We start from the raw sequence: 14,125 nt of genomic DNA on the forward strand, positions 1-14,125 counted from the left end.
TTATGCTGCATTATATCTTACAGACCGTCGCGTTTCAGATGTTCTTCCTGATCATTTATGACCTCTTCTTAAAGAAGGAAACTTTTTTTAATTGGAATCGGGCCTATTTACTTGGTACTGCGCTATTATCTATGCTCTTGCCCTTTCTGAAATTCGAAAGTTTTAGAGCCATTGTTCCGGAACCGGCGGTGGTCAGATTGCCTGAAGTTATTATTGGCGACGTGTCATCCAACTTTAATGATGCCACCTTAATGATGCCGGCAGTGGAAATTTCTAATCAGGCCATGAGTTTCTCTTGGACGTATGTTTGGGGGCTTGGCATCCTATTGGCGACACTACTTTTAATCGTTAAGATTGTTAAAATCAGTAGGCTCTACTATCAAAATCCACAACGATGGGAGGGAGACGCATTAATTGTGTATCTATTAAATAGTACTGCAGCCTTTTCATTTTTTCACTACATCTTTCTAGGGACCGCAATTGAACCTGACAAAAAAGAACATATTGTACAGCATGAGCTTGTTCATGTTAAGGAGAAACACAGCATCGATTTGCTGATTTTGGAAGTTTTGCGCATCGTGTTTTGGTTTAATCCACTAGTGTATATGTACCAAAGTCGCGTATCTACCCTGCACGAATTTATTGCCGATGCCAAAGCTGTAAAATATAAAGGCAAATCAGCCTATTACCAAAGTCTGCTGTCTCAGGTTTTTGAGACTCAGCACATTTCCTTCATCAATCCCTTTTTCAAACAATCATTAATCAAAAAACGAATCGTCATGTTAAGCAAAACAAAATCAAAACAGATCCATCTTATTAAATACGCTCTTTTAATTCCGATGGTCATAGGCATGTTGTTGTATACTTCATCTTATGCAAGTGAAATTAAGGAAGTATTGCCTCTAGATCAAAATGATTTGGTAGTCCAGGAGACGCCATTTCCAGAACTTGTAAATCACTACTACAATGCTGTTAAAGACCTAAGCGAACTTCCAGAGGATTACTACAAGGCCTATAAAAATTATGGTGACATCGGAGAGGATTATATGCAGAGTAAGCAAGACGTTGCCAAAGCCCAAGCGCTTTTAAGATACAAGCACACCAAATTAATGGAGAAACAAAAGGTAAAAGGAAAACTTAGTGCCGATGAGGAACGTGATTTGGAATTTTATGGGCAAAAACAATACAACTATGAGGAGTATATAGCCTATAAAAAAACTCAAAAAGCGAAAGATGCTTGGGAGAATTCCGCAGGTAACGGAGAACTTCGTTTGGTTGTAGAGGATATAAATGATTTATCAGATGCAGAACAAAAGAAGCGGAAGCAAAAAATAGCTTCTATAGTTAACAGGAATGAATTGAAGGTGCTGAAAATTACAGATGGCAACACGACTACACTATTAGATGCCACTGATGCTGTAATACAAAAGACTAATCAAAATGTTGCTTCTGAAGATGTTGAAGTGCCTTTTGTAACTCTCGATGAAATCCCAATTTTTGCCGGTGCATCTAACACCGGATCAAAGGAAGCTAACATGCAAAATACACGAGATAGTATATCGACTTTTGTGGCTCGAAACTTTAATACGACTATTGCAGATGAACATAATTTAACAGGGAGACAACGTATTAGTGTCATCTTTAAAATAAATACACTAGGTAAAGTTGTCGATGTTTATGCAAGAGCGCCACATCCGGCTTTAGAAGCGGAAGCTATAAGAGTTATACAGTCTTTACCTGATTTTAAGCCAGGAAAATATAAAGGCAAAACGGTAACTGTGCCTTATAGTTTGCCTATCCTGTTTACACTTAAGGAAGATGAAAAAGATGTTAATGAAGTGGAGTCAGAGCGAATTATATATCCGGAAGGTGCTGAAGTGCCTTTTGCCCATGTAGACGAAGCGCCGTTTTTTCCAGCTTGTAGTGACACTAGCACTGAGAAAGAGCGAAAAACTTGCATCTCAAATGAAATAAGTCAATTTGTCAATAAAAATTTCAACATTAATTTGGCCGATGAATTGGGACTAAAAGGGAGACAACGTATCAGTGTGATTTTTAAAATTGGTAAAGACGGTGCAATAACAGATATAAAAGCGAGAGCGCCACACCCAGAATTGGAGAAAGAGGCAATCCGTGTGATAAAAGAATTACCTAAAATGACACCCGGAAAACACAATGGGAAAGCAGTAGTGGTGCCTTACAGTTTACCAATTTTATTCCAGGTTCAAAATGATGTGGGAGATAGTAATGACCTTGAAGAACTGCGCGAGATGCCTTCAAAAGAGTTGTTTGAAGTTCCTTATGCCGTAATTGAAGAACCGCCATATTTTCCATCATGTAACAGCATCCGTTCTAGGGAAGAGCGTAAGCAATGTACCTCAGATGAAATTAGTCAATTTGTCAACAAAAATTTTAATGTTAATCTAGCTGAGGATTTGGGTCTTGAAGGAAGACAACGTCTCATGGTGATATTTAAAATTGGTCAGGACGGCATTATTAGAGATATAAAAGCTAAAGGAACACACCCAGAGATGGAGAAAGAAGCGATTCGTGTCATTGGACTATTGCCAAAAATGAAACCGGGCAAACAAAGAGGGAAAGCGGTAATTGTACCTTATAGTTTACCAATTTTATTTCAAGTAAATGTAACCACACCTAAAGCTAAAAATTAAGTCATACCCCTATGCCCAAGGTTCTTAACTTATGTAGTGTGATGTTGCTCACGTGGTCGTTTCAGGCGCAAGACGTCAGTTTAAAACTTGCGGACAGTTTGTATGCACATGGCAATTATGCGCAGGCTATCACCGTCTTTAAGTCGTTTGAGCAGCAAGAGCATGTCTATGAAAAATTGGCCAAAGCCTACATGGCACTTGGTAATTACGACGAGGCTTTAAAAAATTATAAAAGTGCCTCGCAGACGTTTCCTGAGGATGCACTTCTTAAATATGATTACGCAAAATTACTGGCCCGAAACAAAAAGTTAAAAGCCGCTGAGGACCTATTTAACGCGTTGGTGTATCTAGACTATAAAAATCCAAATTACCATTATGAACTTGGATTGGTATTAGAACAGCAAGGAGATTCTACTGCCATGAATCGGTTTCAGTCTGCTTTTCAACTCGACTCTACCCATCAAAAAGCGATTCATAAAATTGCCAAGCAACTGTTAATCAAGCGCAATCATGAAAAATCACTGTATTATATTGATGTCGGATTGGCGAGTTATGCCAATAATCCAGAACTTATCAGTTTAAAAGCGCTCAATTTCTATTGGCAGCAGGAGTATAAAATCGCCATACAATGGTTTGAAAAGTTGTTGGCTTTAGGCGAGAATTCTCAATTTATTCACGAAAAACTAAGTTTCTGTTATGCCGAAAACCTACACTATGAAAACGCGATTCTTCATGCCAAGCAAGCTGTAAATTTTGATGTCAAGAACGCAACCAACCTTTATATTTTGGGCCAATTGTATGAAAAGGTAAACGATTTCGCGGCCGCAGAAAAATGGCTTACCGAGGCACTGCTGCTTTTAGATCAGCCGTTAAATGTAGAATATACCACCTTGGCAACGGTGTTGAATCAGCAGAAAAAATACAAGGAAGCCATAGCTGTGTTGCAAAAAGCAATCCTTGAGGATCCCAAAGATGATCGGGCAAATTTTTTCTTAGCCCGTACAAAGGACCAGTATTTTGCAGATCGGGATGCCAAAATTAAGGCCTATGAGGTGTTTAGAGAGCGCTTTCCTAAAAGTGTGTTTGTCCACTTCGCTGATAGCAGGTTACGGGAGCTTAGAGAAGAAAAATTCATGAATTCAGAATAGTTTTGGGGCTGCTTGCTAGAAAATGTATAACACAACCCGCCGAAGTGAATAAATTCACTAAAAATATTGTATTTTTCAGCTTCAGTAACATCATTAAATGAAGCCATTTTTACTTGTTTTCCTTATCCTACTGACGTCTTGTGATTCTTTTCAATCTAAAAAGGTGTCGACAGAACAACTTCTTGAAGAAGAGATGCAAGCCATCAATTGGAATGATGTAGATGACTATCCCACCTTTTCTGATTGTAATAGCGCAAACACTACGCAAGAAAAGAAAGCCTGCTTTGAAGGCTATCTGCACAATGTGTTGGCCTCACACTTAAGCAATCAGAAGATTGTTGTGACTGACGATGTTTCAGATACTGTGGTATTAAAAATTCACATCGATAAAAAAGGTCAGTTTTCCATCAAAACTATAGATATGGATTCGATGACGCAAGCACAGATTCCGCAATTGGATAGTATTTTAAGACATAGTTTTGATTCGCTTCCTAAAATTTATCCAGCCATCAAACGGAGTCAACAAGTGGCTACCGAATTTAGTTTGCCGGTTATTGTAAATATCAATTAGCCAATGTTATAATGTTAAGTATCTATTGACGATAGGCTCTATCCTTCCACTGATAACCTTTAAATACCGCAATAATGACTACATACACGCTAAATAACGGATAGCAGAAAGCGGCTACTGCATAATATTTGAGTTGCTTTTTTTGATCAAAAAATGCGGCCGCTTTATAAATGAGCAGTCCATCGATACAGGCTTTCACCAGAAAAATCGCGACGAGTACTTCCAATTTGAATTCACCAATCAGAACCAAGCACAGCCCAACGATGAGTAGTGCATTTTGTGCAAACACAATACTCCCCACAATTTTGCCAATTCTTGTATTGTAAGTCGTCGCCTTGGCCGCCCAACGTACTCTTTGATGAATTAACTCGGACACGGAACTTAGTGCTGAGGTCGTCACCACCGTGGAGGGATTTTTTAAATAATGGACGTATTCCGGGAAGTGTGTGGTTGCCTTTTCCAAAAGAAACACATCATCGCCACTCGCCACATCAGAATTGCCTTCAAAGCCATTAACCGAATTAAAAAGGTGTTGGGTATAGGCTAAATTGGCACCATTACATAAAAAGGGTTTTTGTATGCCAAAGCCTCCAATGGTGGCCCCTTGCAAACCTAATACATCCAATAATTGAAAATTTTCTAGAAATCCTTTTGGATTATGATAGGTTAAAGGCGCCACAATCATTCTCGGGTGTTGGTTTTGGATGTAGGCATCAAAACTGTCCAACCAGAAAATGGGGAGCACACTGTCGGCGTCGGTGGTTACAATCCATTCATTGGATGCCTGCGAAATGGCCAAAGTAATCGCATCTTTTTTGGGCGATTTTGTACGGCGTACCGTAGTAATTACCCTAATATGTGCTGTGCTGACCTCGTCCGATTTTAATAATTGCTTAATAAGGGCTAGAGAAGTATCTTCAGAATGGTCATCCACAAGTATCACTTCAAAGAGCGATTTAGGATAATTCAATTTCAAAATAGACGATAATAAAGCGGGCAGTTGCAGTGCTTCATTTCGAAACGGAATAACGATGGTAAAACGCGTTTTTGGAATTTCACGAGGCAAAACGTTAGTTTCTACACGTTCAAAACCCCAGCAGAAACTTCCAATCAGCAAAACATACAACGCGGTAATTATGAGACTAATGATCATCATGCTTCGCTCTTTGGTAATTTAAATTGAAGCACATGGTAACTGCCTATCAAACTCGGTAACACCACATTTAGAATCCACATTGCGGTTACCACAGTTAATACTACAGGTTGGGAAATGCCCAACATCCCAAAAATGGTGATGGCAATACCCCCTTTAACCACCACATCAAAAAGAAATATGGAAGGCACGATAGAAGCCAATAGATACATTGTGGAGATGGCGGACATAGTTTCCAAATAAGCCAGTTCACTCCCAATAAGAACGAGTAACAAATAAAATTGATGTGAAAAAATAAGATATCGCGCTACCGAAAAAGTACATGACTTTACCATTGTTTTTTTGGGAATATTGGTTATAAAATTGACCAGTCTTTGAAATGATTGAAAGTACTTTCTGAAGAGGTTGGCATTCATGATCCATACAATCAGAACACCTGTGACTAACATTCCCAGCCCCGCAATTGCCATGCTCTCATACTTAAAAATTGGTCGAAAATTTAAGCTAAAGTAAATAAGACCAAGGCCGCCAAATACTGATGTTACTAACATTTGTGCTGCGTTTCCCACCAAATTGAGCAACATAATTTGGCTGCGAAGAGAAGTTGGGTAATACATGGCCTTGGCACCGTATTCTCCGATGCGGTTAGGCGTCCATAAGGAGGCGGTAAGTGCCCCTAAACTTTGAGCCTTTGCTTTTTTAAAGGAGATTTTAGAGACCGCAGTTACTAAGGTTTGCCATTTTAAAATCTCAAAATACCAATTGAAATAACTTAAAAGCAACAAGAAAATTACAGAAATGAGTGATAATGAGGTGGAATTAGAGATAATTCGATAAAATGCAGAAAAACTGAAGGCTGAGTTATGAAATATTTTATGGTATATAAGATAAAATGCGCCAACAACTATTCCTATTTTTAAAAGTAGAAGTGAGAATTGCTTAGATTTGTAGGAGATAGCCGTTAACATGGCTACAAATTAAACGATATTTAGCTTATGGCAACTTATTTTAAAACACAAAACTTAATTTGGGTCTTAGCGTTAACCCTGTTGACCACCAGTTTGAGTACAGCACAGAGGGCTGAGGAAAGATGGAAACTTCAGGCCAGTTTAGGACTTAATAATCCTATTGATGTTGATGATCGTGATGGCTATTTTTCAGAATATGTCAATTTTCCCACAATTAATTTGGGCGTACAACACATGTTTTCAAACAATTTAGGGGCAAAGCTTGATTTAGGCTACAACAGATCGAAGTCGGCGGATAGATCTAAAGAATTTAAATTGAATTACACCCGCATCAACGCACAACTCGTTTATGATTTTAAAGACATCCTCAACTTTTTACCAGCTCCCATAGGTGCGGTAGGTCATGCGGGTCCGGGAATCAGTATGACCACACCTTTAGGCGCTGATACCAATAATACTTATACTTATCCAAATGTCTTGGGCGGATTGGAATTGCATTACAGAGTGTCAGAAACATTGTCGGTATTTGTAGATGGCTCTTATGCGCTCTCGCTTTCTGGAAAAGATAAATACAGGCCCGCTGTAGATGGCTATTCATTTAATGGCGATTTAATGTATGTGGCCATCGGGGTATCCGTATCTTTGAGCGGATGCAACTATTGTTATTAGATGACTAAAGAACGAATTATTTTAGGGATAGATCCAGGAACCACTATTATGGGTTTCGGACTGATAAAAGTGGTAGGTAAATCCATGTCATTCCTTCAGATGAATGAGCTCGACCTCAAAAAATACGACGATCATTATTTAAAGTTAAAACTGATTTTTGAGCGTACCATCGAGCTCATTGACACCCACCATCCCGATGAAATTGCCATTGAAGCGCCCTTTTTTGGTAAAAATGTACAAAGCATGCTGAAACTCGGCCGGGCGCAAGGTGTGGCGATGGCCGCTGGCTTAAGTCGGGAAATCCCCATCACCGAATATTCTCCAAAAAAGATAAAAATGGCCATTACCGGCAGCGGAAATGCGAGTAAAGAACAGGTTGCCAAAATGTTGCAAAGTGCCCTCGGATTAAAAACATTGCCTAAAAATCTTGATGCTACTGACGGATTGGCGGCAGCGGTTTGTCACCATTACAACGAAGGTCGTGTGGAAATCGGGAAAAATTATACCGGTTGGGACGCGTTTGTGAAACAGAATGAAAGTAGGGTTAAGAAATAGGCGGTTTCTGTTGTTTCAGGTTTCTGTTGTTTCAGGTTTTAGGTTGATATGTTTTTAAAACTTTGAGAGCGTTTAAGAGGTTGTTCTGAGTTCATTTTTTATTTTCGTTATTCGTTATTCGTTATTCGTTATTCGTTATTCGTTATTCGTTATTCGTTATTCGTTATTCGTTATTCGTTATTCGTTATTCGTTATTCGTTATTCGTTATTCGTTATTCGTTATTCGTTATTCAAATTAAATGTCCGGAATTTACATTCATATCCCTTTTTGCAAACAAGCCTGTCACTACTGCGATTTTCATTTTTCGACCTCTTTGAAGAAAAAGGACCTTTTAGTCAGTGCTCTGGTTAAAGAATTGGAATTGCGCAAAGGCGAATTTAAACATCAGGTCATCCAAACCATTTATTTTGGTGGTGGAACCCCTTCGTTATTGTCGATTGAAGAGTTAAGATTGTTGATTGAAGAAGTGTATAAGCATTACATAGTTGCCGCAAATCCTGAAATAACCCTGGAAGCCAATCCGGACGATTTATTAGATGATTCTTCCAAATCTATATTTAAGGCTTATAAAAGTATCGGCATCAACCGTCTCTCCATCGGCATTCAATCTTTTTTTGAAGAAGATTTAAAATTAATGAATCGCGCGCATAATTCAGAAGAAGCGAAAATATGTTTAGAAGAAGCGACTCAGTATTTTGATAATATTTCCATCGATTTAATCTACGGAATTCCCGGAATGACTAGTAAACGATGGCTTCAGAATATAGAAACTGCATTGGCATTTAATATTCCGCACATCTCTAGTTATGCCTTAACGGTAGAACCTAAAACGGCTTTGGATACCTTCATTAAAAAAGGCCTTATAAAAAACGTTGATGATGATTTGGCGCAAGAGCAATTCCATATTCTAATTGAAAAATTAGAAGCGGCGGGATTTATACATTATGAACTTTCTAATTTTGGAAAGCCGGGATATTTCAGTAGAAACAATTCGGCGTACTGGCAAGGAAAACGTTATTTAGGCATTGGTCCTTCAGCACATTCTTTTGATGGCGAACACCGTGGTTGGAATGTTCGGAACAATACGAAATACATCAATGCATTAGAGCAAAACGTTGTGCCTATTGAGACAGAAACCCTCTCCACAACTGACAAGTACAACGAGTATGTGATGACGGGCTTACGGACCATTTGGGGCGTTTCATTAGAAAAAGTGGAAACTGATTTTGGACTGGGCTACAAAAAATACCTTTTGGAGCAGTCACAAAAACATATTCTTGAACATTTATTGTATCTTGAGGATGACAAATTACTGGTCACCACCAAGGGTAAATTCCTGAGTGACGGTATTGCCTCTGATCTATTTAAAATTAATGCATCTTGAAAACAACCATTACCCACCATTCCAAAACATTCCAGATAGACCTGTCACAACCACTCGATATTTCCATTCCGCTGCGCGCGGAAAAGGACAACGTCAATGCGTGGTATATTGGGCCGCCTACGATTGAACCGGTAAAAAATGAAGATTGGATTGGAAGCGTCAAATCGGGGGCTGATGTCAATTTTAATAATATTTACTTTAATCCGCACGCACACGGCACGCACACAGAGTGCATTGGACACATCACCGAAGAATTCCACTCCATCAATAACAATTTAAAGCAGTTTATCTTTACGGCGGAATTGATATCTGTAGCTCCTGAAAATTATTTTAAGGATACGGTCATCTCTAAAAAACAAATTGAATCGTTGTTGAAAGGGCAAACTCCTGAAGCATTGGTCATCCGCACCCTGCCAAATACCAAAGACAAAAGAAGCAGGCAGTATTCTGAAAGCAATTGGACTTACCTAACGGAAGAAGCGATGGTGTTCCTCAGAGAATTAGGTGTTCAGCATGTGTTGATAGATTTACCAAGTGTAGACCGCGAGCACGATGGTGGAAAATTACTCGCGCACAAAGCCTTTTGGGATTATGATGGCGAACGTCGTATGCACTGTACTATAACCGAGTTCATCTATGTAAAGAATAAGATAAAGGATGGTAGTTATATGTTAAATCTACAAATTGCACCATTTGAGAATGATGCAACACCTAGTAAGCCGATACTTTATGAAGTTATAGGGTAAGTTGAATTGTCAATCTTCAAAGTTCATCGAGACTCATTTCGTAAGTAATCCGACGTGATTTAAAACAGTCTCCCTTACATGTAATTTTATTTTATAGTATATTTATATGTTAACCGACTCGTTTCTATGAGGATAGCTTGATTCTATATTGCTTTAATCGCTTAAATTTTGTTGACTAAATTAGTATTGATAGGCTAATACTTTATGCAAACTGGTGTGAATCACATCAAATGAATACGCCATTACATATAAAAAGGTTCCATACGTTTTGTGCTTATGTTATGGTATGCGCTTTTAGTGTAGTTCAGGTATTTGGCCAATCTCACGTTTCATTTAGGCAACTATCAGTTAATGATGGTCTTTCTCAAAATAGTGTGATCTCGGTTACGCAAGACAGTATTGGCTATTTGTGGTTAGCAACACAGGATGGTCTCAATAAGTTTGACGGTAATAAATTTGATGTTTATAAATCGCTTTTTGTAGATATTACCCGACCTAATTATAGTTATTTAGGGCAAGTATATACGGATAGAAGAGGTAATATTATTAGCATTCCTATTTCCAAAAAACCTCAGATTTATAATCGTCAGGAGCAGCGTTTTATGCCCTTTACTGATTTGGAAGATGTGAGTGTCGTCTTTCAGGATAGCAAAAACAGCTATTGGTTTGGCACTTATGAATCTGGCCTGTACAGAAAAGGCGAAAGCACTACACAATTGGTGCTTTCTGCCGAGAGGATCAAGACGGTTTTTTCTATCACCGAGGATGTTGATGGAACCATTTGGGTGTCGAGTCTCGGGAAAATTATGAGCATTGATTCTTCCGATAATAGATCAACATTTTATCCAGATAATAATCTCCAGTCAACCGTTAATTATAGCAAACTCATTAGTGATGCTCAAGGGACGCTTTGGCTAGGAACTTACGGTAACGGGTTGTGGCTTAAGCACCCTCATGAAAACACTTTTAAACGTGCAATTTTCCCTGAATCTGAGTTGGCTGCACTGCCTAATGATTTAAATATTTTGGCGATGCATTTGGATAAAAAAAACCGATTGTGGGTGGGCACTTTTGGGGATGGTCTTTATAAAATCAGATTAAGCACTAATGAAATTCTACATTATCAGGTGCGAAAACACAATCCGAGGGCCATTCATTACAATGATATATTGTGCATTTATGAAGATTATACAGGGACACTTTGGTTTGGGACCGATGGAGCCGGCGTTAGCTTTTACGATGAATATCTCGAAAAATTTAATTACACTAACAACAGTCAAACGCCAGAGGGTATCAATATTGACTTGGTTAGGGCAATAACAGTTGATGCGGAAAATAACGTTTGGATCGGTACCAGTGGAAAAGGATTATCCCGATACACGCCCAAAACAAATGCCTGGAAAACCTATACTGCATCCAAAAATGGATTGACCAGTAATAGGATTGTCAGTTTATTTTTGGATGATGATGAAGCGCTGTGGATTGGGACACAGGATGGAGGCTTAAATATTTTGGAACCTAATGGGCAACTGCAACACTATCACAAAAATTCTAAAATTCAAATGCCCTCAGAAACCATTTGGAGTATTGTTAAGGATGATGCACAACATATTTGGCTTTCAACCCGAGATCACGGACTTATATTATTTGATAAAAATCTAGGTGTTTTAAAGCAATTTGGCATTTCAAATGGCTTGCCAACCAATACGATTAGAATCACCATCCAAGGCGAGAAAGATCAACTTTTTATAGGCACGGAAGAGAATGGGTTGTATGCCCTAGATACCAAAACTGACAAGATTACCAATGTTTTAAAGGAATTTAAAGTTACCGATAAGAGTGGGTTTAACAAAATAAAATCACTCTACTTTGATGGGCAAAATCTATTATGGGTAGGTACAAATGGTGATGGTTTATTGCGGTTCGATTTTAAAAATAAAACATTTAAGAACTATACCAGCACAGACGGCTTGCCAAATAATGTCATTTATGCTATCCTCCCGGATGCAGCGCATAATTTGTGGCTCAGCTCTAATCGAGGGATCAGCATGATTGTGCCACCAAAAGATGTTAATAAGGCTCCGGAAATCGTAAACTATGACAATTATGATGGTTTGGCCACTGAATTTAATACAGGTGCCTATTTTAAAGCAACTGATAATACCCTCTATTTTGGAGGATTGGAAGGCTATTATTGGTTTAATCCCGCAGATATATTAAAGAACGAGGTGATCCCGAAAACGGTGATTACCGGATTTGAGGTTTATAATAAACCATTCCCTTTGGTAAAAAATACAAGATTAAATTACAAACAGAATACGGTAAGTTTTATTTTTTCGAGTTTACAGTTTTCTCTTCCAAAAAAGCACAATTATACCTATAAATTAGAAAACCATGACGAGGCTTGGATAGATTCTAAAAACGCTAATAGTGTCAGATACACGAATTTGCCTTCAGGAAATTATACATTTTTGGTAAAATCGAGCAATTATGATGGCGTATGGAATGAAACTCCTGAAAGTTTTTCCTTTACAATTTTAAGACCTTGGTATTTGAGCAACTGGATGTTTGTGTTTTACGCTTTATTTACTATGGGGTTGGTAGTATTAACTTACTATTATTTTAAATGGCGTTGGAAAATGACTTTAGACTTAAAACATGAGAAGGAGGAGTCTGTGCGGTTAAAGCGATTAGATGAATATAAAACGAAACTTTATACCAATTTAGCCCATGAATTTAGATCGCCTTTGACTCTGATTTCAGCACCGGTTAAAAAGCAATTGCTGAACAGTGAGTTAAACCCAGCCTCAAAAAATGATTTGCAATTAGTGGAGCGCAACACCAATCAGCTCTTGAATTTAGTGGATCAGCTTTTAGAATTATCGAAATTGGAATCCGGCAATCTGCGATTGAAAGTGAAGCAAAAAGATTTAGGTTTACATTTAAAATTACTTACGGAATCCTTTGAGTTTTTAGCTGAGCAACATGATTTACAACTCACAGCCTCCATACCTGATATTGGCGACGCTTGGTTTGATCCGGAGATTGTGGAGAAAATTGTGAATAATCTGTTTTCCAATGCTATTAAATACACGTCCAAAGGTGGAAACATTTCTTTTAAAGTTGAAATTGAAGATTCTAAGAAGGTGCATATGACCTTCATTAACGCGATTGACGGCATTGTTGAAGAAAACATATCGAAAATATTCAACCGATTTTACCAAATTAATGATACTTCAGAAGGGTCAGGGATAGGTCTCTCTTTGGTGAAAGAGCTCATTACCTTATCTCATGGTATCATTGAGGCGTCATATTTAGGCACTACTAAAATGAAGTTTGTGGTGAAGCTGCCAATTGTGCGAAGTGCATTTTTAGAAGCAGAAATTGATACTTCAACTTCTTATAAAGCTGAAATTCCAGCTATAGAAATAGAGGAGGCTAGCACTGACAATGGCTCAAAACCAATTGCTTTAATTGTAGATGATCATCGGGACATCAGAACATTTATTAAATCATTATTAGTACAAGACTTTAAAGTGATTGAGGCCAAAAACGGATTGGATGGCATAACAAAAGCCCTGAAAGTCATCCCTGACATCATCATTTCAGACGTGATGATGCCCGTAACCAATGGTTATGAATTGTGTAAAACTTTAAAACAGGACGAAAAAACTTCCCATATTCCCATTATTCTACTCACAGGAAAAATTGAAGAATCTGACGAAATATTAGGCTTAAACACAGGGGCTGACGATTATATCACCAAACCCTTTAATCCGCAAGCATTCCAAATTAAAGTCTATAATATTATTGAAAATAGAAATATACGACACAAACGCTACCAGCAAAATGATCAATTCAGGCCAAAAGAAATTGCCGTAACGTCAGCCGATGAGGTTTTTTTACAGAAAGTACAGTTGGTTTTAGACCAACATTTAAATGACCCTGAATTTAATGCGGAATCGTTTAGCAAATATGTGGGGATGAGCAGAATGCAATTGCATCGGAAAATGTTAGCCTTTACGGGACTTTCTACATCTAATTTTATACGATCGCAACGCTTAAAACAAGCAGCGGCTATATTACAATCTTCCCAATATACCATTAATGAAGTGGCCTATATGGTGGGTTTCAGTACGCCTTCTTACTTCATTAAATGTTTTAAAGAAACGTATGGTAAAACACCTCAGGAATACCAGCACCAATAGCATTCTGCTCTCATTTTAGTGGCCATGTTACAATAGTTCTACAACTTGTT

General features: G+C 38.2%; 10 protein-coding genes. 8 read left to right on the plus strand and 2 right to left on the minus strand.

Annotated features, from left to right (window positions below; translation table 11 throughout):
• Nucleotides 1-2 precede the first annotated feature (2 nt).
• From ES711_RS03695 to ES711_RS03705, 3 genes are all read left to right on the plus strand, one after another.
• The gene (locus tag ES711_RS03695) at nt 3-2,672 is read left to right on the plus strand and encodes a M56 family metallopeptidase (protein ID WP_146890182.1); all 2,670 of its coding nucleotides are present in this window, start codon (nt 3-5) and stop codon (nt 2,670-2,672) included.
• Nucleotides 2,673-2,683: 11 nt separating this feature from the next.
• Nucleotides 2,684-3,820 carry a tetratricopeptide repeat protein gene (locus tag ES711_RS03700; protein ID WP_146890185.1) on the plus strand — a complete coding sequence of 379 codons (1,137 nt, stop codon included), beginning with the start codon at nt 2,684-2,686 and terminating at the stop codon, nt 3,818-3,820.
• A 97-nt stretch (nt 3,821-3,917) separates the two neighbouring features.
• Nucleotides 3,918-4,391: a hypothetical protein gene (locus tag ES711_RS03705; RefSeq protein ID WP_146890187.1), complete on the plus strand. Its 474-nt coding sequence runs from the start codon at nt 3,918-3,920 to the stop codon at nt 4,389-4,391.
• Nucleotides 4,392-4,413: 22 nt separating this feature from the next.
• Here the strand turns inward: ES711_RS03705 and ES711_RS03710 are convergent, their stop codons facing one another.
• Both ES711_RS03710 and ES711_RS03715 read right to left on the minus strand, forming a co-directional pair.
• Nucleotides 4,414-5,547: a glycosyltransferase family 2 protein gene (locus ES711_RS03710; RefSeq protein WP_146890190.1), complete on the minus strand. Its 1,134-nt coding sequence runs from the start codon at nt 5,545-5,547 to the stop codon at nt 4,414-4,416.
• Nucleotides 5,544-6,512: a hypothetical protein gene (locus ES711_RS03715; protein ID WP_146890193.1), complete on the minus strand. Its 969-nt coding sequence runs from the start codon at nt 6,510-6,512 to the stop codon at nt 5,544-5,546. The genes ES711_RS03710 and ES711_RS03715 overlap by 4 nt, the downstream gene beginning before the upstream one ends.
• Before the next feature lie 27 nt (nt 6,513-6,539).
• Here ES711_RS03715 and ES711_RS03720 point away from each other — a divergent pair, with 27 nt between their 5' ends.
• The 5 genes from ES711_RS03720 (at nt 6,540) to ES711_RS03740 (ending at nt 14,075) form a co-directional block, all read left to right on the plus strand.
• On the plus strand, nt 6,540-7,181 hold the full coding sequence (locus tag ES711_RS03720; protein WP_146890195.1) for an outer membrane beta-barrel protein: 642 nt from the start codon (nt 6,540-6,542) through the stop codon (nt 7,179-7,181).
• Nucleotides 7,182-7,736: a crossover junction endodeoxyribonuclease RuvC gene (gene ruvC, locus ES711_RS03725; RefSeq protein ID WP_146890198.1), complete on the plus strand. Its 555-nt coding sequence runs from the start codon at nt 7,182-7,184 to the stop codon at nt 7,734-7,736. It abuts the gene before it with no gap.
• Nucleotides 7,737-7,975: 239 nt separating this feature from the next.
• A complete protein-coding gene (hemW, locus tag ES711_RS03730) occupies nt 7,976-9,121 on the plus strand; it encodes a radical SAM family heme chaperone HemW (RefSeq protein ID WP_146890200.1) in 1,146 nt (381 codons plus the stop codon).
• Entirely contained in the window at nt 9,118-9,867 is a 750-nt protein-coding gene (locus ES711_RS03735) for a cyclase family protein (RefSeq protein ID WP_146890203.1), read from the plus strand. The genes hemW and ES711_RS03735 overlap by 4 nt, the downstream gene beginning before the upstream one ends.
• Before the next feature lie 230 nt (nt 9,868-10,097).
• A complete protein-coding gene (locus ES711_RS03740) occupies nt 10,098-14,075 on the plus strand; it encodes a hybrid sensor histidine kinase/response regulator transcription factor (RefSeq protein ID WP_146890206.1) in 3,978 nt (1,325 codons plus the stop codon).
• Nucleotides 14,076-14,125: the final 50 nt, after the last annotated feature.

The sequence above is a fragment of the Gelidibacter salicanalis genome (genome assembly GCF_007997285.1).
Classification (GTDB): Bacteria; Bacteroidota; Bacteroidia; order Flavobacteriales; family Flavobacteriaceae; genus Gelidibacter; species Gelidibacter salicanalis.